Consider the following 23,271-nt stretch of genomic DNA (forward strand, 5'->3'; position numbering starts at 1 on the left):
CGATTAATCGGGGCGTTTTTTTTGCCGTTTAAAACTCAGCGGTTGCGGGTCAGCAACGCTGGTTTTTCACCACGAGGGCGGCCTGGCAGTTGATCCAACTGCTCAGGTGTCGGGAAGCGGTCAGCTTTCGACTCCTTGTGGATGATCTTCGGCGCCGGGCCACCGCGTGGGTTTTGCACGGCGGGCTCGGACAAACGAGGCTGCTCGTCACGGGCCGGGCGACGGTTGTTGCTGCGCGAGTCTTCGCGACGCGCCTGGCCGTCACGCGGTGCGCCATTACGCGGGCCGCTGCGCTTGGCAGGTGGTGTGCCGGTAGTGCCGCCGCTGCTGTTGCGCGGACCATTCTGACGACCGCCCTGTGGCTGGCCGCCACGTGGCGCGCCGCTGGCGGCACCTGCACCGGCGCCTTGTGCCGGTGCACCTGGACGACGGCCACGGCCTTGGGCTGGTTTGGCCTGGGGCACGTAATCAACGCGGTTACCGAAGTTATCCACATCGTCGTCGAGGAACTCGTCCGGCGCGCGGTCGGCTGCGGCGCGTGGCGTTTGGCTCGGCTGGCGCTGTTCGCGGGCCGGGGTGCCTTCACGCGGTTTTTGCTCGCGGGCCGGGCGGTCGCCACGGCCATTGACCGGCGCTTTTTCTTTGCCGCCCTTGTCTTTGCCCTTGTCGCGACGACCACCGCCACCACCGCCGCCGTTCGGGCCATCGCCCTTCGGACCGCGTGGGTTGCGTGGGTTACGCACGTCCGGGCGCTCGCGCACTTCAGGCTTTTCGGCCTCTACGGCGCTGGAATCGAAGCCCATCAGGTCGCCGTCGGCGATTTTCTGCTTGGTCATGCGTTCGATGCTTTTCAGCAGTTTTTCTTCGTCCGGCGCAACCAGCGAGATGGCTTCACCCGAACGCCCGGCACGACCGGTACGGCCGATACGGTGCACATAGTCTTCGTCGACGTTTGGCAGCTCGAAGTTGACGACGTGCGGCAGTTGGTCGATGTCCAAGCCGCGCGCGGCGATGTCGGTGGCGACCAGGATGCGCACTTCACCGGCCTTGAAGTCGGCCAGCGCTTTGGTGCGCGCGTTCTGGCTTTTGTTGCCGTGGATGGCAACGGCGGTGAGGCCGTGCTTGTCCAGGTACTCGGCCAGGCGGTTGGCGCCGTGCTTGGTACGGGTGAACACCAGCACTTGTTCCCAGGCGCCGGCGGTGATCAGGTGCGCCAGCAGCGAACGTTTGTGGCTGGCGGCCAGGCGGAATACGCGTTGCTCGATACGCTCGACCGTGGTGTTCGGCGGCGTGACTTCGATGCGCTCCGGGTTGTGCAGCAGCTTGCCAGCCAAGGCGGTGATGTCGTTGGAGAACGTTGCCGAAAACAGCAGGTTCTGACGTTTGGCCGGCAGGCGGGCGAGGACCTTTTTCACGTCATGGACAAAGCCCATGTCGAGCATGCGGTCAGCTTCGTCCAGCACGAGGATTTCCACGTGGGACAAGTCGACGCTGCCTTGGCCGCACAGGTCGAGCAAGCGACCGGGGCAGGCAACCAGCACGTCAACACCACGGGACATGGCCTGAACCTGTGGGTTCATGCCGACGCGCCGAAGATGCAGGCGCTGACGAACTTCAAGTCGCGGGCATACAGCTTGAAGCTGTCGTGCACTTGGGCGGCGAGTTCGCGGGTAGGGGTCAGGACCAGTACGCGCGGTTGGCGCGGGCCATGACGCTGGGATTTGTCCGGGTGACCGTTAGGGAACAACCGCTCCAGAATCGGGAGGGCGAAACCACCGGTTTTACCAGTACCTGTCTGCGCCGCAACCATCAGGTCGCGGCCTTGCAACACGGCGGGAATGGCCCGCTGTTGCACCGGAGTAGGCTCGGTATAGCCCGCTGCCTCGATGGCGCGGACTAAAGCCTCGGAGAGACCGAGGGAAGCAAAGGACATGAGTAATCCTGTTTTAGTTAGGGCTTGGCCCAAAGGGATAATCTTACCGGGCGTGAATGGCGCTTAGGGGAGCGCAATCCCGTCCGGTCCTGCTGCGTCTGGCGGGCACTCCACCGGCGGTCGCGCGCTATAAGCTGCGTTCGTCGCGGGGTTAGGTGCCTTTTTCAAGACCTCAGCGGCCGGGCGTGAGCCTGGCGGAAAGGCCGGAGTATAACAGAGCAATCACTCTGCGCTGCTTTCCTGCTGCTCAACGGTGTGTGCAGGCGGGAGTAATGCGTTGGTTTGGGGGCTCACGCCGGCATATTTGGCACTTAACGCCGCATACGCGGGCTCTTGCTTGAAGCGTTTAAGCTCGGCGGCAAAGCGCTGCACCAGCAAATCCATGCCTGCGCCACGGCGCACCGCCAAATATTGTGGCTGACGACTGATGACTTCGGGTGCCTGGGTAATCTGCTCGTTGAGCCCGAGCGCTTTGATCACATGCTGGCCGACCCGGCGGTCGGTGATCACCAAGTCGACCCGGCCCAGCGCGAGTTTGCCGAAGTTGGCTTCATGGCTGGCGGCCGGCTCCTGATTGAACAGGGTGGACTCGCTGAATTGAGCGCCATAGAGGTAGCCCGGCGAGGTGCCGATGGTCAGGCCGCGCAGGTCGTCGAAGGTGTGAAACGGATGCGGGCGCGCGGTGGCGTAGAACAGCACGAACTCCACGTCGGACAGCGGCTCGCTGGGGTAGAGCAGCAGATTGCCGCGCTCGCGGCTGTGAAAAATATCCAGCGCGCCATCCGCCAGGCCCTGGTCGAGCATCGCCAGGCAACGCTTCCAGGGCAGGAATTGCCATTCCACCTCGATGCCCAGGCGCTGAAACACAATCACCGTGGTTTCATAGTCGAGCCCGCGCATCGTGCCGTTATCGTCGTACACGTAAGGTGCCCACGGCTCGGTGACGATGCGCAGTTTCTCGCCTTGGGCGCTCAGGCTCAGGCAAGTGAAAAGAACCGCGGTTAGCAACTGGAAAAATACGCGCATGCCCCGAGGTTACGACTGTCTCGGGCGAAAAAGAAGCGCTGGTATCGCTGTCGACGGGCAGCGGCGGGTTTTTATTTGCCGGGGGACTTCATCAGGTGCTCATAGATCGCTTCGCGCCGCTCACCCAGAATCAGCCGCACCACCGGGTTGGCGAACCAGTGCTCAAGCAGGTGCGCGTCAATCGGGCGCTTCTGGCGTTCTTCCTGATTTTGTCGGGCCTTGTCCCACCAAACCGGGCCGCACGCCTGGTCGAATTCGTTTTCGTGCTCATAGCAGCCGTAGAGGATTTCGCGGATAAATTGCTGCTGGTTTTTGGGCAGCACCAGCGTCACCAGCTTGTACATCAAGCGTTGCAGGCGCGGCGGGCGTGGCAAGTGGGCTGACACCTGGCGAGTGTCGTCCAGGGCCAGGGCGCTGGTGGGGTTGGCCGCGTGCTTGGCGATCCACGCCTTGACCTTGGCCCGGAACAGCTGCTTGCGGCTCCAATAATGGTGGATCAGGTCTGGGCATTCACGCACGTTGAGGGTTCGGTAAGCCGCGATCGACAGGCAGAACTCTTCCAGGGTGTACGCGCCTTGGGCATGCGGGAACAGTTCGTCCATCAACTCGATCGAACGATCAAGCACGTGCGCGTCTTGCCGGTGCAGGCCCATGACCCCGGAATTAAGCGTCATCATGTCGTCATCGGCCACGCCCATGTCACGCAGGCGCTGGTGCAGGGCGCTGTACAGAATGCTTTCGGGGTTGTCGCCGTACTTGGTGTAGAAGGCGTTACATAACAGCGTGCCCGGTTGCACGCGTTCAAACAGCGCCATGGGCGAGTGATGAAAAAACGTGTCGGTGTCGATCAACAGCGCCACTTCGGACTCTTGCAGCACCTGGCGCAGCACCACGTGTTTGGTGCGGAAGTGGTAGCCATGCGGCTCGCACCAGCGTTTACGCGTGGCTTCATCCAGCGGGCGCACACGCACCGGCAACAGGCGATAAGGCTCGGGGTTATCGCTGAACACCTGAATATCGATGGCGGCGTCTTGCGTATCGCGCAAAAAAGCCAGGGCGCTGGCGATACTGAATACCGCTTCTTGATGGTAAGTCTCTGCCCCGAACACCAGGTAGACCAGTTGCGGGCGGGGCGTCGGGGCTGCTGTATTCATGGACTGCACAATTCCGTGGGCGTTTAAAACCGCAAAGGCCCTCTTTATGAGGGCCTGGGCACTTTGGAAGAAACCTTAGCGTGGCAGCTTCAGGTTGTTCCAGACAGCGAGGCTCGGTTCAGCCTGGTTAAGCGTATAGAAGTGCAAGCCTGGCGCACCACCTTGCAACAATCTTTCACACATCTCGCTGATGACTTGCTCGCCAAACGCCTGAATGCTCTTGACGTCATCGCCATAAGCTTCCAGTTGCTTGCGCACCCAGCGTGGGATTTCTGCGCCGCACGCGTCGGAGAATCGCGCCAGCTTGCTGTAATTGGTGATCGGCATGATGCCCGGCACGATCGGGATGTTGACGCCCATCGCCCGCACACGCTCGACAAAGTAGAAGTAGCTGTCGGCGTTGAAGAAGTACTGGGTGATCGCGCTGTCGGCGCCGGCGTTGGCCTTGCGCACGAAATTGTGCAGGTCGTCTTCGAAATTACGCGCCTGAGGGTGCATCTCCGGGTAAGCCGCCACTTCGATGTGGAAGTGATCGCCGCTTTCTTCGCGGATAAAGCTCACCAGGTCATTGGCGTAGCGCAGCTCACCGCTGGCCATGCCCATGCCGGACGGCAGGTCGCCGCGCAGGGCGACGATACGCTTGATGCCGGCTTGCTTGTATTGGGTCAGCAGGCTGCGCAGGTCGGCCTTGCTGTCGCCCACGCAGGACAAATGCGGTGCGGCAGGAACCTTGGCTTCGCTTTCCAGCTGCAGCACGGTGTTGATCGTGCGGTCACGGGTCGAACCGCCCGCGCCGTAGGTGCACGAGAAGAAGTCGGGGTTGTAGCTGGCCAACTGCTTGGCCGTGGCCATCAGTTTTTCATGCCCAGCATCGGTCTTGGTCGGGAAGAACTCGAAGCTGTAGCGACGGTCTTGGGACATGGTAATACCTATGGAAACTCATAAAGCCAGAAGGTGTACACCGTCAATGTGGGAGCGGGCTTGCTCGCGAAGGCGTTGTGCCAGTCAACATATCGGGTGACTGATACACCGTTTTCGCGAGCAAGCCCGCTCCCACAAAAGCCTGCTCCCACAGAGGAGCAGGCGGCAGGCACATCAGTAGCGGTAAGCGTGTGGCTTGAACGGGCCTTCAACAGCCACGCCGATGTAGTCGGCCTGGGTTTTGGTCAGTTGAGTCACCACACCGCCGAAGCCGCGGACCATTTCCAGGGCCACTTCTTCGTCGAGTTTCTTCGGCAGCACTTCCACGGTCAGGCGCTCGGCTTTTTGGGCTGGCGACAGGTCGGCGTATTTCTGGCCGAACAGGAAGATTTGCGCCAGTACCTGGTTGGCGAACGAGCCGTCCATGATGCGGCTTGGGTGGCCGGTTGCGTTACCCAGGTTTACCAGGCGGCCTTCGGCCAGCAGAATCAGGTAGTCGTCGTTCTGTGGGTCGAAAGTGCCGGCGCCGGTACGGTGAACCTTGTGTACCTGCGGCTTGACCTCTTCCCATGCCCAGTTCTTGCGCATGAAAGCAGTGTCGATTTCGTTGTCAAAGTGGCCGATGTTGCAGACAACGGCGCGCTTTTTCAGGGCTTTGAGCATGTTCGAGTCGCACACATTGACGTTGCCGGTGGTGGTCACGATCAGGTCGATCTTGCCCAGCAGTGCTTTGTCGATGCTAGCTTCGGTGCCGGTGTTGATACCGTCGATGAACGGCGACACCAGTTCAAAACCGTCCATGCAGGCTTGCATGGCGCAGATCGGGTCGACTTCGGAAACGCGAACGATCATGCCTTCCTGACGCAGCGACTGAGCGGAGCCCTTGCCCACGTCACCGTAACCGATGACCAGCGCTTGCTTGCCGGACAGCAGGTGGTCGGTGCCACGCTTGATCGCGTCGTTCAGGCTGTGACGGCAGCCGTACTTGTTGTCGTTCTTGCTCTTGGTCACCGAGTCATTGACGTTGATGGCCGGGATTTTCAGCTCGCCCTTGGCCAGCATGTCCAGCAGGCGGTGCACGCCAGTGGTGGTTTCTTCGGTCACGCCGTGAACGCGGTCCAGAATCTGCGGGTACTTTTTGTGCAGCAGCTCGGTCAGGTCGCCGCCGTCGTCGAGGATCATGTTGGCATCCCATGGCGCGCCATCTTTAAGGATGGTTTGCTCCAGGCACCACTCGTACTCTTCTTCGGTTTCGCCTTTCCAGGCATACACCGCGATACCGGCAGCGGCGATAGCAGCGGCGGCCTGGTCTTGAGTCGAGAAAATGTTGCAGGACGACCAACGTACTTCGGCACCCAGGGCAACCAGGGTTTCGATCAGCACGGCAGTCTGGATGGTCATGTGGATGCAGCCGAGAATCTTCGCGCCCTTGAGCGGCTGCTCACCGGCGTACTTGCGGCGCAGACCCATCAGGGCAGGCATTTCGGATTCGGCGATAAACGTTTCGCGACGGCCCCAGGCAGCGAGGGACATGTCGGCGACTTTGTAGTCGGTGAAATCTGCAGGCGTAATTACAGCGCTCATGAAGAGCCTCCATTCGTAGTGTGCGAATGGGCGCCGTTGTGCGTTTAGTACCAGGCCAGGTAATACCTGCCCCGACAACGCCCCATCCGAGCCTGACAGGTTGAACCTGCTGCAGCGCCCCTCGGACAGGTGGCGGGAGAACGGTATCAACCAGAGATGACCGTTTTGAAGCGGGGGCGATTATAGCTGTGTGCGGCAGACTTCCCAAGCCTTTCTGTCGGCCACATGAAGATCGTCCATCGGGTTGATAGGCAATGGCGCATAGAGCTTGGGCCCGCGCTCTGCCATGATGTTGCCCATCATTTCGCAACACGCTTTGGAGTGAATATGAACTTCCACACCCGCAAATGGGTAAAACCCGAAGACCTCAACCCCAACGGCACCCTGTTCGGTGGCAGCTTGCTGCGCTGGATCGACGAAGAAGCGGCGATTTACGCGATTGTTCAACTGGGCAACCAGCGCGTGGTGACCAAGTACATCTCTGAAATCAATTTCGTCAGCGCCTCGCGCCAGGGCGACATCATCGAGTTGGGCATCACCGCCACCGAGTTCGGTCGCACCTCGATCACCCTGACCTGTGAAGTGCGCAACAAGATCACGCGCAAAAGCATCCTCACCGTGGAAAAAATGGTCTTCGTCAACCTCGGTGAAGACGGCTTGCCGGCGCCGCACGGGCGTACCGAGATCAAGTACGTGAAGGATCAGTTCCAGGAAGACAGCCTTCCCGAATAATCCTGTGGGTGGCCAGTGAACGCTCTTGATGGCGATAGGTCGTACCTGAACATCGCCCCCGCTCAGGTATCACCATGGCCACGCAAGAAGACGGTAAAACCCCCAACCTGTCGCAGGAAGAGCAGCAGGACGTGGACGAAAACCAGCCGCCGCGTGCGGCGGTACTGCACGAAATTATCCGCACCCAGGGCGACCAGGAGCTGGAGCGCAACGTCGCGGCACTGTGGTGGTCGGCGCTGGCGGCTGGCCTGACCATGGGCCTGTCGCTGATGGGCATGGGCTTGCTCAACTCGCGCCTGCCGGACGGCGAAGCATTCAAAGTCATCGCCAGCTTCGGTTACTGCGCAGGTTTCCTCGCGGTCATCCTCGCGCGCCAGCAACTGTTCACCGAAAACACCCTGACCGCCGTGCTGCCGGTAATGAGCAAACCTACCCTGGCAAATGCCGGGCGGCTGTTGCGCCTGTGGTCGGTGGTGCTGGTGGGCAACCTCTGCGGCACTTTGCTGGTGGCCTATGTGATGCTGCATTTGCCGATTTTCGACACCAAGACCGACCAGGCCTTCCTTGAAATCGGCCGCAAAGTCATGGAAAACGACCCCGGCCAGATGTTCGCCAAAGGCATTATTTCCGGTTGGATGATTGCCACCATGGTGTGGATGATCCCGTCGATGGAAAGCGCCAAGATGTTCATCATCATCTTGATCACCTACCTGATGGCGCTGGGGGATTTCACCCACATCGTCGTCGGCTCGGCGGAAGTCTCGTACCTGGTGTTTGCCGGTGAATTGCCGTGGAAGGACTTCTGGCTGGTGTTCGCCGGGCCGACCCTGGCGGGCAACATCATCGGCGGCAGCTTTATTTTTGCGCTGATCAGCCACGCGCAGATCCGCAGCGAAAGCAGCCTGCCGGGTAAATCGGCTGCGGACCCGAGGCACCCGCAGCAGATCAAAAAGGATCAGTGATGTTCGGGCGTGGCTTGGGGTTCGCCTTTGGTCACGTGCTTGACCAGTTTGCCGATGCTTAAACCCTGCAACAGGATCGACAACAACACCACGATGTAGGTGATGCTCAGCAGCAAATCGCGCTCCGGGCCGAGCGGCAAGGCCAGTGCCAATGCCACCGACACCCCGCCGCGCAGGCCGCCCCACGTGAGGATGCGCACAGTGCCGCGCGGCACCGTGCGCCAGCGGCGTAGCAGCAGGATAGCCGGCGCCACAGTCAGCAAGCGCGACAGCAGAATCGCCACGGCGAGCAAACTGGCGGCAAAAATGTGCAGCCAGTTGAACGGCAACAGCAACAGCTCCATGCCGATCAGCGCGAACAGCAGGGCGTTGAGCATGTCATCGAGCAGTTCCCAGAAGCCATCCAGGTAACGCCGGGTCATGTCGTTCATCGCAAGCTTGCGGCCCAGGTTACCAATGATCAGCCCCGCCACCACCATCGCAATCGGTGCTGAGACGTGCAGTTCGGTGGCCATGGCCGAGCCGCCGATGACCAGCGCCAGGGTCAGCATCACTTCGATCTGGTGTTGCTCGATGCTCTTGATCATCAGGTACACCAGGTAGCCGATGAGCCCGCCGAACACCACGCCGCCAATCGCCTCATGGGCGAACAGCATGGCGGTGGCGCCCACGGTCGGCGTTTCGCCCAACTGTGCGATGCCCAGCAGCACGGTAAACACCACCACTGCGGTGCCGTCGTTGAACAGCGATTCGCCGACGATGGTGGTTTTCAGGGGTTTCGAGGCGTTCGCCGTTCGCAGCACGCCCAGCACTGCAATCGGGTCGGTGGGCGAAATCAGCGCACCGAACAACAGGCAGTAGAGGAAGCTTACGTGCCAGCCAAACAAGGCAAAGATGTAATACGCCAGGCTGCCGATCACCACGGTGGCAATCAACACGCCGAAGGTCGCCAGCAGGCCGATGGGCCAGCGGTAACTGCGCAAGTCATTCAAGTTGACGTGCAAGGCGCCGGCGAACAGCAGGAACGACAGCATCCAGTTCATCAGCAAGTCGCCGAAGTCGATCTGGCCGATCAATTGCTGAATATGTTCTTCGAGGCCGGGAAAGCCGATAACGCTGAGGCCTTGCAGGATCAATGAAAACAGCAAGGCGGTGACCATCACGCCGATGGTGGGTGGCAGGCCGATAAAACGAAAGTTCACATAGGTGAGCAGCGTGGTGAGGCAAATGAAGGCGGCGACAAGTTCAAGCATCCGGGGTCCCTGGTGGTGAGTGGGTAGAGCGTTAATGGGTGCATGGACCGCAGTGGCGGCGTGAGGTTGCACGGCGTTGGGTAAAAGCGTGATAGAACCTTTGGCTGCTTTATGCGCTCATAGCGGGTAAGTGCGGTTCGGCAGGTTTAATGCTAAAACCCCAATTGCTGTTTAAAACGACAAAAGGAGTGTGTGATGACAGTCGCTTTCTGGTGTGTGTTAATCGCAATTTTTCTGCCGTACCTGTGCACGGGTGTGGCCAAGTTCAGCGGCGGCAAGTTCGGGCCGCGCAATAACCACGACCCACGCGCTTTTCTGGACACGCTCGAAGGCTTTGCTAAACGCGCCCACAGTGCACAGCTCAACAGCTTTGAAGTAACGCCTGCGTTTGCCGCCGCCGTGATCATTGCGCACTTGGCCGGTACGGCGTCACTGGTAACCATCAACGTGCTGGCGGTGTTGTTTATCACCAGCCGGTTGCTGTACATCATTTGCTACCTGGCGGACTGGGCGATGCTGCGTTCAGTGGTGTGGCTGGTGGGCATGGCGTTGATTGCGAGTTTCTTTTTTGTCTCGATCTGAGGCGTGACGCAAAGCCCGTGTGGGAAGCAGCAAGCCCCTCCCACATTTGGCCTCCAGTGTTTGTTAGCTGCCGGCCGGTGCGTCGGGCACGTGCGGTAACGCGGCGCCTTTTGGCCAGAGCATCCAGATTTGCCCTTGCTGCTTCATGCTGCCCGCCAACTCACCGGCGGCCTCACCGGTGCCCCAAAACAAGTCGGCACGCACTTCGCCGGTGATTGCACCGCCGGTGTCCTGTGCTGCTACCGGCCGGGCAATCGGCGAGCCATCGGGTTTGGTGGTCGACAGCCACAGCAGGCTACCCAGCGGGATTACCTTGCGATCAACCGCCACGCTGTAGCCGGCAGTCAACGGCACGTTCAGCGAACCGCGCGGGCCTTCATTGCTGTCGGGGCGGGCGCTGAAAAACACGTAGCTGGGGTTGCTCGCCAGCAACTCCGGGATGCGCTGCGGGTTCGCCTTGGCCCAGGCGCTGATGGCGCCCATGGTCACCTCGTCTTTTTTCAGCGCGCCTTGCTCCACCAGCCAGCGGCCAATAGGGCGGTAGGGGTAGCCGTTCTGGTCGGCGTAACCGACGCGCAGTTGGCGCCCATCCAACAGTTGAATGCGGCCAGAGCCCTGGATTTGCAGAAATTGCAGGTCCATCGGGTTGGTCAGCCAGGCAATCGGCTTGGCCGTGGAGCCTTGCCCGTTGAGAGTGCTGGCATCGTCATACGGCTTGAGCACGCGGCCTTCGAGCCGACCGCGCAGGCGCTTGCCCTTGAGTTCCGGGTAGATGCTTTCGAGGTTGACGATGATCAGGTCATCCGGCACGCCGTACACCGGCACATGCGCGGTGGCGGTTTCGGTCAGGCTGCCGGGATACACCGGTTCGTAGTAGCCGGTGATCAAGCCGTTGGGTGTGTTGTCGGCCGAGCGCAGGCCGAACACGTCAAGGCGTTCCTTGAGAAAACCGCGAACCGCCAGCGCATCTGCGGGCACGCTGGCCGCTGCGGCACAGGTGGCGCCCCATATCGGGTCGGCCTTGAGGCGTTGGCACGCGCTGCGCCAGGATTCAAACCCGGCCAGCAAATCGCTGTCCGAGACTGTCGGCAGCGCTTCCCACGGTGCGCTCACGTAAGTGGCGACGGCGTGCGGTTTGGCCGCTTCATCTTTTTTGCCGGCGTCTTTACCCGTATCGCAACCGGCCAGCAGCGCGAACAATGGTAGAGCCCACGCCAGGCGGCGGCTCCAGGTGTTAAAGGTGATATTCATGCGCACAATTCCTGAAGCGATTGCCCGCGCCGTAGCGCTTCTCGGCAACCCTTATTATTAATAGGGCTATTGGCCTTTACGGGCGGGGCGAGGATACTGGCCGCCGTTTCCCGTGACCCTGAGCCACCATGACTTTTAACAAATTGACGGTTGCATTGCTGGCCTGCCTGGCCTTGACCGCGTGCGGCGGTGTCGATCCGAATTCGCCGCTGGGCCAGCGCAAAGCGATCTTCAAACAGATGCTCAAGACCAGCGAAGACTTGGGCGGCATGTTGCGTGGACGCATCCCGTTCGACGGCGCCCGGTTCGCCGATGGTGCGGTCAAGCTCAATGCATTGTCCTTTGAGCCGTGGCAGCATTTTCCGAATGTGCGTGAAGAAGATCACACCAGCGCCAAGGATAACGTGTGGCAGCAACAAGCACGCTTCCAGGCGTTGGCCCGCAACCTTGAAGCCGCCACCGGTGAATTGGTGGTTGCAAGCCAGGTGCAGCCTTACGCGGCCGCCAACCTTGGCCCTGCGGTGCAGAAGGTCGAAGATGCCTGCACGGCGTGTCATAAACAGTTTCGAGACCATTGACCGGTTTTACTGGTCGAGTTCTTCGACGGCGTCCTGCAGGTCTTTGCGCGCTTGGGCAAGCTTGTCCTTACGCTTGTTGATGCGGTCCGCGTCACCCTTTTTCATGGCTTTGTCGAGGTCTGCCTGACGGCGGCTGACCTCATGTTTGGCGTCGAGCACTTTGTTTTCACGCTCTTTGCGCAAGGACGCGTCGGTGCAGTTGGCGGTGACTTCGCTCAGGGCTTTTTCCAGGCCGGCTTGTTGTTCGCTGTTGTTGTGCGCCTTGGCTTGTTCGATCTGGGCGCTGATGGCTTGGCGTTTGGCGGCGCAACCGGTGAGTTCTGGCGCTGTTTCGGCGGCCAGCAGTGGCGTGGTGAGGAAGCTTGCGACGGTTAAAAAGGCAAGTGGGGCGAGGTATTTCATGTGGGGCTCCAGGGTCGCAATCGGTGGGCAGGGTGAATTCTGCCGAGGTTCAATAATGGGCCGGGGCGTGCTTAAAACCCGTCGATTCCGGCCAAACGTAATGTTTCAGCCATGGCCTGTACCTGCGGGTCGCGAAAAAAAGCGCTCAGTTGCGCCGCGCGCCCGGGCCGATGCCGTCGGTAGCCAGCCAGGCTTGGGTGTCTTTGGCAGCCAGGGTTTGCCAGCCACCGTCCAGCTCGTTGCGCGCCGAGGGCGGAACGCCCAAGGCTTTAAGCCATTGTGCGAAGGGCCGTTGCCGAGCGCTTTGAAGGCTGTCGAGCAGCCGCGCACGGCTGCGATCACCGAAGCCATCAATATTAGCAAGCTCTGCGGCATCCAGGGTCAACCAATCGAGAATGCCTGCGATTAGACCGGCCTGGATCAATACGTTCCAGGTTTCGCGCCCCACGTGCGGCAATGACAGGCCCTGGTTGCCGCTTAGCCACGTCAGGCGCGCGAGCAATTGCTCCTCGCAACCCGGGTCGAGTTGCCAACAGCTCAGGGCATGGAAGTTCTGAGGGTCAGGCACTGGCACCTGCACGCGGGTCTCGTTGCGCAGGACCACTTGGTCCAGGCGCGGAATCACTTGCCCCGCCAGGCTGATCGACACCTGGTCGCCTGCGCGAATATCCAGTGCTTGCCAGCGTTTCAGCGAACCTACGCTGACGCGGTTGATTTGCCGATCGTCCAGCCGCACCGGTGCGAGCTCCAAAATGGGCGTAATGCGCCCGGTGCGGCCGATCTTGAACTGCACCTCGCGTACCAGTGCCAACGCCTTGGTGACCGGGTATTTCCAGGCCACCGCCCAGTAAGGCGCGCTAGCCTGCCAGCGTTTGGCGGGCGCGTGCAAGGCTTGGTGCAACACCACGCCATCACTGGCAAAGGGCAGCGGATGGTTGTACCAAAAAGTGCGCCAATGCGCGGCATCAGTGAGGGTTTGGATGGGCTGGCTGTATTGGCGGGTTTCGGTGAAGCCCCAGCGCGTCAGCGTGGCCAGGCGCTCGCTGAAGTCCGCTGGGCCGTCAGGCCACCCCCAGATGAACAAGCCGATACCGGCGGCATCGGTGTCGCTCAACTGTCGGCGGTTCATCAGGCCTGCCACTTTGCTGCGCGCATTCAGCCCGCCGTGGGTTGACTGCACATGCTCGTCGAGGCGCCAATAGAGTTCGCCCTGCAGCACCAGGTCGAGCGGCTCCGGCAGTTGCTGAACAATGCCGGGGATCTTGCGCGCGGCGGCTGACCAATCCTGGCCGAGCCGGCCATTGCCCCGGCTGATCAGTTGGCTTAAGCGACCCTGGCGATACACCAATGTCACGGCCACGCCGTCGACCTTGGGTTGAATCCATACGTCTTGGCGTGTGCTGAGCCAGTCACCAACAGCCTGCTCATCCAGCAGTTTTTTCAAGCCCGTGTGCGCGACCGGGTGAGGCCGGGTGCCCCGTGAACTCGCCAGTGGGTTATCCGCCACCTGGCTGGGTGCGGGGAAACATTCGCGCCACTGCGCCAGGCGCTGGCGGGCCTGGTCATACAGCTCATCACTGACCGGCGAGTGGCCAAGGCGGTGGTAGCTGTCATCCCACAGCTCGACTTGTATGGCCAGGGTACCGACCTGTGATCGGGCCTCTTCGGGGCACGCTTCGGCCCACGCCGAAAAAGGCAGGGCGCTGAGTAAAAGAGCAGTCATTAAGCGCATATGAGCATCCTTGCTCGCAAAGGGTGCCCAGCCTAAGTGATCCATGCGGCGATAAAAAAGCCCCGAGCGGGCGGGGCTGTTTACCGCGTGTTTCTGCTTGCCTGAACAGGCCGGCCAAGGCTTCGCCCGCTGCGTTTTTATCGGGCCTGGCAAATGTGTTGCAACCTTTGTTGAGCGGACGCTGCACCGTTTGAAAGGCGTTTACCAAGGCAATAAAAAGCCCCGCAGGGTAAACCCTGCGGGGCCTTGTGTGCCGCGAGTGCTTACAGGCCGGCAGCGATGCGCAGGTCGTTGGCGCGGTCGGTTTTTTCCCAGGTGAAGGTGGTGAAGGTGTCGTCGCCGACGGTCTTCTGCGCAGGTGTACGACCGAAGTGGCCGTAGGCTGCGGTTTCCTGGTACATCGGGTGCAGCAGGTCGAGCATGGTGGTGATGGCGTACGGGCGCAGGTCGAAGATCTCACGCACCAGCTTGACGATTTTGTCGTCGCTGATCTTGCCGGTGCCGAAGGTATTCAGCGAGATCGACGTAGGCTGAGCCACGCCGATAGCGTAGGAAACCTGAATTTCGCAACGTTCGGCCAGGCCGGCGGCGACGATGTTTTTGGCCACATAACGACCGGCGTAGGCCGCCGAACGGTCAACCTTGGACGGGTCTTTACCGGAGAACGCGCCGCCGCCGTGACGGGCCATGCCGCCGTAGCTGTCGACGATGATTTTACGGCCGGTGAGGCCGCAGTCGCCCACCGGGCCACCGATGATGAACTGGCCGGTCGGGTTGATGTGGAACTGCGTGTCCTTGGTCAGCAGTTCGGCAGGCAGCACGTGCTTGACGATCAGCTCCATCACGCCTTCGCGCAGGTCGGCGTAGGACACGTCCGGGTTGTGCTGGGTCGACAGCACAACCGCGTCGATACCCACGACTTTGCCGCCTTCGTAACGGCAGGTCACCTGGGATTTGGCATCCGGGCGCAGCCACGGCAGCAGGCCATTTTTGCGGGCCTCGGCTTGCCGTTGCACAAGCTGGTGCGAGAAGGTGATCGGCGCCGGCATCAGCACCTCGGTTTCGTTGCTGGCGTAGCCGAACATCAGGCCCTGGTCGCCAGCGCCCTGATCTTCAGGCTTGGCGCGGTCCACGCCCTGGTTGATGTCGGGCGACTGCTTGCCGATGATGTTCATCACGCCGCAGGTCGCGCCGTCGAAGCCAACGTCGGAACTGTTGTAGCCAATCTTGGTGATCACGTCACGCACGATCTGTTCCAGATCGACCCACGCGGTGGTGGTGACTTCACCGGCGATGATCGCCACGCCCGTTTTCACCAGAGTCTCGCACGCCACTCGGGCGAACTTGTCTTCAGCAATGATGGCGTCCAGCACCGCGTCAGAAATCTGGTCGGCGATTTTGTCCGGATGCCCTTCAGACACGGACTCGGAGGTGAAAAGGGAGTATTCGCTCATCTCGATGTTTTCCTGATATTTACCGATGGTGAGTGTCGCCAGCCGGCCGCTGAAAATGGCGGACCTGAATCTGGAAACCATTACGTAAACCTACATAGAGGCTTTCCCCGGGAACGAGTCCCGCAGCGGTGGCCCAACGGGCCAGATCGTCCTGTTCAAAACCCAACCAGAGATCACCGCAGGCCTCCTTGGCCCAACTCTGGTTGTGGCTGCATAAATCTGTGACCAGCAGGCTACCGCCGGGTTGCAGCAAATTGGCCATCTGCTTGAGGGCGTCGGCGGGGGCGGCAAAATGGTGCAAGACCATGTTCAGCACCACGCAATCGGCCCGCAGGCTGGTGTCGTTCAAGGCGTCTGCGAGCTGCAGGCTGACATTGCCCAGCGCTTCGCGCTCGCACAACTGGCGCGCCAGTTCGAGCATCGCCGGGCTGTTGTCCAGCGCCGTGACCTGTTGAAAACGTCGCGCCAGTTCCGGCAAAAAGCCGCCGTCGCCGGGGCCGACTTCCAGTGCAGTCGCCCCTTCACTGAAGCTCAGCTTGTCCAACAGCGCCAGTACGCTCTCGCGGTATTGGGGCAGGCCAGCGATCAGGTCTTGTTGGGCGCGAAACTTCTCGGCCACGCGTGAGAAAAAGTCCTGGCTGGCCGCCGCGCGTTGCCCGTGAACCTGGCCGATGCGTGATTGCACGTCACCGGGCAGGCCCAGGTTGTCGACTTCTTCGAGCAAGGCCGCGTGCAATTTGCCGCCAAGCAACTCGGTGTGGGGCAGGGCGCGGCGGTAAAAAATCGCATTGCCTTCGCGGCGCGTGGCCACCAGGTCTGCCTGTGACAACACCTTTAAGTGGTGGCTCATGCCCGACTGGCCGATGGCGAAGATCTGCGCCAGTTCGAGTACGCCGAACGAGTTGTTGGCCAGTGCGCGCAATACGTTCAGGCGCAACGGATCACCAGCGGCCTTGCACAAGGCTGCAAGTTCATCGCCGTCGTCGGGACGCAGGGAGGGCACGGGTAAGTTCATAAGGCCAGCAGTCTAGTGACGGCTGGAAATCCCTGCAAGGCCAATATCAAAAAGTTTTGATATTGGTCGATAATCGGCGGTTATAAGCAGCGGCTATAAGCTTTAGACGAAGCGGCGCACGGTTTCTGCAGGCGATTGCCGGGCTAACCACAGGAAAAACACCCACAAGTGACTATCTTTCATTGCCCGAAGGCGGTGGCTGAGGGAAAATGCGGGTCCTTTTTTCCGTTTCTTTTATTCACTATCCTCAGGAGAACAGCGATGCCCAGCCGTCGTGAGCGTGCCAACGCCATTCGTGCCCTCAGCATGGATGCCGTGCAAAAAGCCAACAGCGGCCATCCCGGTGCCCCGATGGGCATGGCGGATATCGCCGAGGTACTTTGGCGTGACTACCTGAAACACAACCCAAGCAACCCGCTGTTCGCAGACCGTGACCGCTTCGTGCTGTCCAACGGCCACGGCTCGATGCTGATTTATTCGCTGCTGCACTTGACCGGCTACGACGTCACCATCGATGACCTTAAAAGCTTCCGCCAACTGCACAGCCGCACCCCGGGCCACCCGGAATTCGGCTACACCCCAGGCGTCGAGACCACCACCGGTCCCCTGGGCCAAGGCCTGGCCAACGCTGTTGGCTTCGCGCTGGCTGAAAAAGTTTTGGCGGCGCAGTTCAACCGCCCTGGCCACAACATTGTCGACCACCACACCTACGTGTTCCTGGGTGATGGCTGCATGATGGAAGGCATTTCCCACGAAGTTTCCTCGCTGGCTGGCACCTTGGGCCTGGGCAAACTGATTGCTTTCTACGATGACAACGGCATCTCCATCGACGGCGAAGTCGAAGGCTGGTTCACCGACGACACCCCGAAGCGTTTCGAAGCCTACAACTGGCAGGTGATCCGCAACGTCGACGGCCACGACCCGGAAGAAATCAAAACCGCCATCGAAACCGCGCGCAAGAGCGAGCAGCCGACGTTGATCTGCTGCAAGACCACCATCGGTTTCGGTTCGCCGAACAAGCAAGGTAAAGAAGACTGCCACGGTGCCCCACTGGGCGACGCGGAAATTGCCCTGACCCGCGCTGCGCTGAAGTGGAACCACGGCCCGTTCGAGATTCCGGCCGACATCTACGCCGAGTGGAATGCCAAGGAAAAAGGCCTGGCCGCCGAAGCCGAGTGGGACCAGCGTTTTGCTGCCTACTCCGCCGAATTCCCGGAACAGGCCAACGAGCTGGTGCGTCGCCTGGCCGGTGACCTGCCTGCCGACTTCTCGGAAAAAGCCTCGGCCTACATCGCCGAAGTCGCGGCCAAAGGCGAAACCATCGCCAGCCGTAAAGCCAGCCAGAACGCGCTGAACGCCTATGGCCCGCTGCTGCCGGAAATTCTCGGCGGTTCGGCTGACCTGGCCGGTTCCAACCTGACCTTGTGGAAAGGCTGCAAAGGCGTGTCGGCTGAAGACGCCAGCGGCAACTACATGTACTACGGCGTGCGCGAGTTCGGCATGAGCGCCATCATGAACGGCGTGTCGTTGCACGGCGGCCTGGTGCCTTACGGCGCGACCTTCCTGATGTTCATGGAATACGCGCGCAACGCCGTGCGTATGGCCGCGTTGATGAAGAAGCGTGTGATCCATGTGTACACGCACGACTCCATCGGCCTCGGCGAAGACGGCCCGACGCACCAGCCGGTCGAGCAACTGACCAGCCTGCGTACCACGCCGAACCTGGATTGCTGGCGCCCAGCCGACGCGGTTGAATCCGCGGTGGCCTGGAAGCACGCCATCGAGCGCAAGGACGGCCCTTCGGCGCTGATCTTTTCGCGTCAGAACCTGCAACACCAAGTGCGTACCGACGCGCAAATCGCCGACATCAGCCGTGGCGGTTATGTGCTCAAGGACTGCGAGGGCGAGCCGGAGCTGATCCTGATCTCGACCGGTTCCGAAGTGGGCCTGACCGTTCAGGCGTACGACAAGCTGACCGAGCAAGGCCGCAAGGTGCGTGTGGTGTCGATCCCGTGCACCAGCGTGTTCGAAACGCAGGACGCCGGCTACAAGCAATCGGTGTTGCCACTGCAAGTCAGCGCGCGTATCGCCATCGAAGCGGCTCACGCCGACTACTGGTACAAATACGTGGGCCTGGAAGGCCGCGTGATCGGCATGACCACCTACGGTGAGTCGGCGCCGGCGCCAGCGTTGTTCGAAGAGTTCGGCTTTACCCTGGAAAACATTCTGGGTCAGGCTGAAGAACTGCTGGAAGACTAAGGCTGTAGATTGGGGTGGTTGTTCTGGCCTCATCGCGAGCAAGCCCGCTCCCACATTGGTCGTTCACATAGTTTGAATTGTGAACCCATTCCAAATGTGGGAGCGGGCTTGCTCGCGATAGCGTCAGAACATTCAACACCGAACTAACATTGATCGAGAACCCCATGCCCCAACCGCGTCCCTACAAAGTTGCACTCAACGGCTACGGCCGCATTGGTCGTTGCGTCTTGCGTGCGCTGTTCGAACGAGGGGCGGCGGCCGGGTTTGAAATTGTCGCGATCAACGATTTGGCCGACATGGCCAGCATCGAATACCTGACACGCTTTGACTCCACCCACGGCCGCTTCCCCGGCGAAGTGCGGGTAGAAGGCGATTGTCTGCATATCAACGGCGACTGCGTAAAAGTCTTGCGCAGTGCCACCCCCGAGGGCATCGACTGGGCGGCGCTGGGCGTCGACCTGGTGTTGGAATGCTCCGGTGCTTACCACACGCGTGCTGATGGCCAGCGTTTTCTCGACGCCGGCGCGCCGCGTGTGCTGTTTTCCCAGCCGATGGCCAGCGAGGCGGATGTCGACGCCACCATCGTCTACGGCATCAACCAGGATTGCCTGACCGGCAACGAGCTGCTGGTGTCCAACGCCTCGTGCACCACCAATTGCAGCGTGCCGCTGTTGCGCTTGCTGGATCAGGCGATTGGCCTGGATTACGTGTCGATCACCACGATTCACTCGGCGATGAACGACCAGCCGGTCATCGATGCTTATCACCACGAAGACCTGCGCCGCACGCGCTCGGCGTTCCAGTCGGTGATTCCGGTGTCCACCGGCCTGGCCCGTGGCATCGAACGATTATTGCCGGAACTTGCCGGGCGTATACAGGCCAAAGCCGTACGGGTGCCGACGGTGAACGTGTCCTGCCTGGACATCACCATGCAAACCGTCAGCGACACCGATGCTACCGAGGTCAACCGGATCTTGCGCGACGCCGCCACCAGCGGCCCGCTCAAAGGCCTGCTGGCCTATACCGAGTTGGCGCACGCCAGTTGTGATTTCAACCATGACCCGCATTCGGCAATTGTCGATGCCAGCCAAACGCGAGTTTCCGGCCCAAGGCTTGTGAATATTCTGGCCTGGTTCGACAACGAATGGGGCTTTGCCAACCGCATGCTGGATGTTGCCGAACATTATCTGCACATCGCTTCTAAACAACCTCAACAGTAATTCAGGAACTGCGACCCATGACCGTGTTGAAGATGACCGACCTCGATCTGCAAGGTAAGCGCGTGCTGATTCGCGAAGACCTCAACGTCCCAGTCAAGGACGGTGTTGTCACCAGCGATGCGCGAATCCTGGCCTCGCTGCCGACCATCAAGCTGGCCCTGGAAAAAGGCGCGGCCGTGATGGTCTGCTCGCACCTGGGTCGCCCGACCGAAGGTGAGTTTTCCGCTGAAAACAGCCTCAAGCCTGTGGCCGCTTACCTGAGCAAAGCCTTGGGCCGTGACGTGCCACTGGTGGCAGATTACCTGGGTGGCGTCGACGTAAAAGCCGGCGACATCGTGCTGTTCGAAAACGTGCGCTTCAACAAGGGCGAGAAAAGCAACAGCGATGAGCTGGCCCAGCAATACGCGGCGCTGTGCGACGTGTTTGTGATGGACGCCTTCGGCACCGCGCACCGCGCTGAAGGCTCGACCCACGGCGTGGCCAAATTCGCCAAAGTGGCCGCGGCAGGCCCGTTGCTGGCCGCTGAACTGGACGCACTGGGCAAAGCGTTGGGCGCCCCGGCGCAGCCGATGGCCGCCATTGTTGCCGGCTCCAAAGTGTCGACCAAGCTGGACGTGCTCAACAGCCTCAGCCAAATCTGCAACCAACTGATCGTCGGCGGCGGCATCGCCAACACCTTCCTGGCCGCCGCCGGCCACCCGGTGGGCAAGTCGCTGTACGAACCGGACCTGCTCGACACCGCCCGCGCCATTGCGGCAAAAGTCAGCGTGCCACTGCCGGTCGACGTGGTAGTTGCCAAGGAATTCGCCGAAAGCGCCGAAGCCACCGTCAAGCTCATCGCTGACGTGGCCGCTGACGACATGATCCTCGACATCGGCCCGCAAACCGCGGCCAACTTCGCTGAACTGCTGAAGTCGTCGAAGACCATTTTGTGGAACGGCCCGGTCGGCGTATTTGAATTCGACCAGTTCGGCAACGGCACCAAAGTGCTGGCCAAGGCCATCGCTGAAAGCTCGGCATTCTCCATCGCAGGCGGCGGCGACACCCTGGCGGCCATCGATAAATATGGCGTTGCTGACCAGATCTCCTACATTTCTACCGGTGGCGGCGCGTTTCTTGAATTCGTCGAAGGCAAAGTACTGCCCGCCGTTGAAGTGCTGGAAACCCGAGCCAAGGGCTAAGGCGCATGATCCGGAAAAGGAGCATTCCCATGATCAAGTCGTTGGCACTGGTCATCGCGGCGGGCCTGTTGGCCGGCTGCGGTAGCACGCCAAGCGCGGCGCCGTCACCGGCCGGCAAGCCTGCGCCAGCGCAGAGAAACAACTGCTACCAGGCTGACTGGCAAGCCGAAACCATGCCGGTGATCAACAAGCGCATCGGCAATGAACGGCTGGAGAAATACGACTCCGCGCCCAACGGTCAGGAACAGGGTTGCCCTTGATGGGTCTGATCAACTAACCGACAGCAGTGGCGGCCCTTGGGCCGTCGTTCGAGGATTGGCAATGAAAGGCGTTTTCGCCCTGGCAGCACTGGCCTTGTTGGCCGGTTGCAGCAGCATGAACCTGTTCAATAAGGCAGAGCCGCAAGGCACGTGGACCACCTGGACCTGTGACAGCAAGGCCGAAGTCAACTGGCGCTTTGCCAATGCGGCCCACAGCGAGGTGGATGTGCGCCTCGGCGGGGCTGACCCGGTGTATCGCCTTAAACAAGACGTTGCCGCCTCGGGCGTGCTGTACAGCAACGACCAGTTGGCGTTTCACACCAAAGGTGAGGAAGGCCTGATTTACTGGGTCGCCACCGATGATTTGATTGGGCGCGGGTGTAAGGCTCAGTAATACCGAACACGATCTCTGATGTCATTGAGATTTGAAGTGTGGGAGGGGCCTGCTCCCGATGGTTATCTATCAGTCCATGACGGTGGTGGCTGACCCACCGCCATCGGGAGCAAGCCCCCTCCCACATTAAATCCGGTTCCAAAATTGGCATAAGCGTGAGCCGGACATAGAAAAAACGATTCAGCAGGCCAAGCCTTAACCCCTTGATCTGCAATAACTTGAATAGCAGCCGCCGCTACGGCAGGCTTGCACGATTAACGACCCTCGATCGGGAGAGACAACACAATGGCACTTATCAGCATGCGTCAAATGCTGGACCACGCAGCCGAGTTCGGCTACGGCGTCCCAGCCTTTAACGTCAACAACCTTGAGCAGATGCGCGCCATCATGGAAGCCGCTGACAAGACCGACTCCCCCGTGATCGTCCAGGCTTCGGCCGGCGCGCGTAAATACGCCGGTGCCCCGTTCCTGCGTCACCTTATCCTCGCTGCCATCGAAGAATTCCCGCACATCCCGGTGTGCATGCACCAGGACCACGGCACCAGCCCTGACGTGTGCCAGCGCTCCATCCAGCTGGGCTTCAGCTCGGTGATGATGGACGGCTCGCTCGGCGAAGACGGCAAGACCCCAACCGACTACGAATACAACGTACGCGTGACCCAACAAACCGTGGCCATGGCTCACGCCTGCGGCGTTTCGGTTGAAGGCGAACTGGGCTGCCTGGGTTCGCTGGAAACTGGCATGGCCGGTGAAGAAGACGGCATCGGCGCCGAAGGCGTGCTCGATCACAGCCAAATGCTGACCGACCCGGAAGAAGCCGCGGACTTCGTCAAGAAGACCCAGGTTGACGCCCTGGCTATCGCCATCGGCACCAGCCACGGCGCCTACAAGTTCACCAAGCCGCCGACCGGCGACGTGCTGGCTATCGACCGCATCAAGGAAATCCACAAACGCATCCCTAACACCCACCTAGTGATGCACGGTTCTTCCTCGGTGCCACAAGAGTGGCTGGCGATCATCAACCAGTACGGCGGCGACATCAAAGAAACCTACGGCGTGCCGGTTGAAGAAATCGTTGAAGGCATCAAGTACGGCGTGCGCAAGGTCAACATCGACACCGACCTGCGTTTGGCGTCCACCGGCGCAATGCGTCGCCTGATGGCCACTAACCCAAGCGAATTCGACCCGCGTAAATTCTTCGGCGCCACCGTCACCGCCATGCGCGACGTGTGTATCGCACGTTACGAAGCGTTTGGTACGGCGGGCAATGCGTCGAAGATCAAGCCGGTCTCGCTGGAAGCGATGTACCAGCGTTACCTGAAAGGTGAGTTGAACGCCAAGGTGAACTAAGCCTTAGGTGTTCAAAAGAAGCCCGCAG

At 60.7% G+C, this 23,271-nt stretch carries 19 protein-coding genes, 2 pseudogenes and 1 riboswitch; of the genes and pseudogenes, 10 read left to right on the forward strand and 11 right to left on the reverse strand.

Annotated features, from left to right (window positions below; translation table 11 throughout):
• Nucleotides 1-35 precede the first annotated feature (35 nt).
• The 5 genes and pseudogenes from rhlE2 to ahcY all read right to left on the reverse strand — a co-directional run bounded on the left by rhlE2 (nucleotide 36) and on the right by ahcY (nucleotide 6,618).
• Nucleotides 36-1,933: pseudogene (rhlE2, locus tag F0169_RS17285) on the reverse strand (RNA helicase RhlE2).
• 222 nt (nucleotides 1,934-2,155) lie between these two features.
• Nucleotides 2,156-2,959, reverse strand: a complete 804-nt coding sequence (locus F0169_RS17290; RefSeq protein ID WP_152747170.1) for a substrate-binding periplasmic protein — start codon at nucleotides 2,957-2,959, stop codon at nucleotides 2,156-2,158.
• Nucleotides 2,960-3,030: 71 nt separating this feature from the next.
• Nucleotides 3,031-4,113 (reverse strand): hypothetical protein, encoded by a 1,083-nt coding sequence (locus tag F0169_RS17295; protein ID WP_152747171.1) that lies wholly within the window; start codon nucleotides 4,111-4,113, stop codon nucleotides 3,031-3,033.
• Between the two features lie 75 nt (nucleotides 4,114-4,188).
• Nucleotides 4,189-5,034 (reverse strand): methylenetetrahydrofolate reductase [NAD(P)H], encoded by an 846-nt coding sequence (metF, locus tag F0169_RS17300; RefSeq protein WP_058415135.1) that lies wholly within the window; start codon nucleotides 5,032-5,034, stop codon nucleotides 4,189-4,191.
• 174 nt (nucleotides 5,035-5,208) lie between these two features.
• The gene (ahcY, locus tag F0169_RS17305; protein ID WP_058415136.1) at nucleotides 5,209-6,618 is read right to left on the reverse strand and encodes an adenosylhomocysteinase; all 1,410 of its coding nucleotides are present in this window, start codon (nucleotides 6,616-6,618) and stop codon (nucleotides 5,209-5,211) included.
• A gap of 21 nt (nucleotides 6,619-6,639) precedes the next feature.
• Nucleotides 6,640-6,747: riboswitch (S-adenosyl-L-homocysteine riboswitch) on the reverse strand.
• Between the two features lie 198 nt (nucleotides 6,748-6,945).
• Here ahcY and F0169_RS17310 point away from each other — a divergent pair.
• Nucleotides 6,946-7,350 (forward strand): acyl-CoA thioesterase, encoded by a 405-nt coding sequence (locus F0169_RS17310; RefSeq protein WP_058415137.1) that lies wholly within the window; start codon nucleotides 6,946-6,948, stop codon nucleotides 7,348-7,350.
• Nucleotides 7,351-7,424: 74 nt separating this feature from the next.
• Nucleotides 7,425-8,312, forward strand: a complete 888-nt coding sequence (locus tag F0169_RS17315) for a formate/nitrite transporter family protein (RefSeq protein ID WP_058415139.1) — start codon at nucleotides 7,425-7,427, stop codon at nucleotides 8,310-8,312.
• Here F0169_RS17315 and F0169_RS17320 read toward each other — a convergent pair.
• Complete coding sequence (locus tag F0169_RS17320; RefSeq protein ID WP_058415140.1) at nucleotides 8,306-9,565, reverse strand: cation:proton antiporter; 1,260 nt, start codon at nucleotides 9,563-9,565, stop codon at nucleotides 8,306-8,308. The genes F0169_RS17315 and F0169_RS17320 overlap by 7 nt on opposite strands.
• Before the next feature lie 195 nt (nucleotides 9,566-9,760).
• Between F0169_RS17320 and F0169_RS17325 the strand changes: the two genes are divergently transcribed.
• Nucleotides 9,761-10,147, forward strand: a complete 387-nt coding sequence (locus F0169_RS17325) for an MAPEG family protein (protein ID WP_058415141.1) — start codon at nucleotides 9,761-9,763, stop codon at nucleotides 10,145-10,147.
• A gap of 63 nt (nucleotides 10,148-10,210) precedes the next feature.
• On the opposite strand, the gene mltA is transcribed toward F0169_RS17325, so the two are convergent.
• Entirely contained in the window at nucleotides 10,211-11,398 is a 1,188-nt protein-coding gene (gene mltA / locus F0169_RS17330; RefSeq protein ID WP_152747172.1) for a murein transglycosylase A, read from the reverse strand.
• A gap of 128 nt (nucleotides 11,399-11,526) precedes the next feature.
• Here mltA and F0169_RS17335 point away from each other — a divergent pair, with 128 nt between their 5' ends.
• The gene (locus F0169_RS17335) at nucleotides 11,527-11,976 is read left to right on the forward strand and encodes a c-type cytochrome (RefSeq protein ID WP_058415143.1); all 450 of its coding nucleotides are present in this window, start codon (nucleotides 11,527-11,529) and stop codon (nucleotides 11,974-11,976) included.
• Between the two features lie 6 nt (nucleotides 11,977-11,982).
• On the opposite strand, the gene F0169_RS17340 is transcribed toward F0169_RS17335, so the two are convergent.
• The 4 genes and pseudogenes from F0169_RS17340 to F0169_RS17355 all read right to left on the reverse strand — a co-directional run bounded on the left by F0169_RS17340 (nucleotide 11,983) and on the right by F0169_RS17355 (nucleotide 16,579).
• Nucleotides 11,983-12,378, reverse strand: a complete 396-nt coding sequence (locus F0169_RS17340) for a DUF1090 domain-containing protein (RefSeq protein WP_058415144.1) — start codon at nucleotides 12,376-12,378, stop codon at nucleotides 11,983-11,985.
• 71 nt (nucleotides 12,379-12,449) lie between these two features.
• Nucleotides 12,450-14,110, reverse strand: a pseudogene (gene ligB / locus F0169_RS17345) (NAD-dependent DNA ligase LigB).
• Between the two features lie 263 nt (nucleotides 14,111-14,373).
• Nucleotides 14,374-15,564 (reverse strand): methionine adenosyltransferase, encoded by a 1,191-nt coding sequence (gene metK / locus F0169_RS17350; RefSeq protein ID WP_058415146.1) that lies wholly within the window; start codon nucleotides 15,562-15,564, stop codon nucleotides 14,374-14,376.
• A gap of 19 nt (nucleotides 15,565-15,583) precedes the next feature.
• Nucleotides 15,584-16,579, reverse strand: a complete 996-nt coding sequence (locus tag F0169_RS17355) for an ArsR/SmtB family transcription factor (protein ID WP_058415147.1) — start codon at nucleotides 16,577-16,579, stop codon at nucleotides 15,584-15,586.
• A 261-nt stretch (nucleotides 16,580-16,840) separates the two neighbouring features.
• On the opposite strand from F0169_RS17355, the gene tkt reads away from it, so the two are divergent.
• The 6 genes from tkt to fba all read left to right on the forward strand — a co-directional run bounded on the left by tkt (nucleotide 16,841) and on the right by fba (nucleotide 23,243).
• The gene (gene tkt, locus F0169_RS17360) at nucleotides 16,841-18,838 is read left to right on the forward strand and encodes a transketolase (RefSeq protein ID WP_058415148.1); all 1,998 of its coding nucleotides are present in this window, start codon (nucleotides 16,841-16,843) and stop codon (nucleotides 18,836-18,838) included.
• Between the two features lie 164 nt (nucleotides 18,839-19,002).
• Nucleotides 19,003-20,058 (forward strand): erythrose-4-phosphate dehydrogenase, encoded by a 1,056-nt coding sequence (epd, locus tag F0169_RS17365; RefSeq protein ID WP_152747173.1) that lies wholly within the window; start codon nucleotides 19,003-19,005, stop codon nucleotides 20,056-20,058.
• Nucleotides 20,059-20,075: 17 nt separating this feature from the next.
• Complete coding sequence (locus F0169_RS17370; RefSeq protein WP_058415150.1) at nucleotides 20,076-21,239, forward strand: phosphoglycerate kinase; 1,164 nt, start codon at nucleotides 20,076-20,078, stop codon at nucleotides 21,237-21,239.
• Nucleotides 21,240-21,268: 29 nt separating this feature from the next.
• Entirely contained in the window at nucleotides 21,269-21,499 is a 231-nt protein-coding gene (locus F0169_RS17375) for a hypothetical protein (protein ID WP_122252395.1), read from the forward strand.
• Between the two features lie 61 nt (nucleotides 21,500-21,560).
• Nucleotides 21,561-21,893 carry an MliC family protein gene (locus F0169_RS17380; protein ID WP_099234787.1) on the forward strand — a complete coding sequence of 111 codons (333 nt, stop codon included), beginning with the start codon at nucleotides 21,561-21,563 and terminating at the stop codon, nucleotides 21,891-21,893.
• 285 nt (nucleotides 21,894-22,178) lie between these two features.
• On the forward strand, nucleotides 22,179-23,243 hold the full coding sequence (gene fba, locus F0169_RS17385; protein ID WP_053128086.1) for a class II fructose-bisphosphate aldolase: 1,065 nt from the start codon (nucleotides 22,179-22,181) through the stop codon (nucleotides 23,241-23,243).
• Nucleotides 23,244-23,271: the final 28 nt, after the last annotated feature.

Source organism: Pseudomonas kitaguniensis (assembly GCF_009296165.1).
GTDB classification, from domain to species: Bacteria; Pseudomonadota; Gammaproteobacteria; order Pseudomonadales; family Pseudomonadaceae; genus Aquipseudomonas; species Aquipseudomonas kitaguniensis.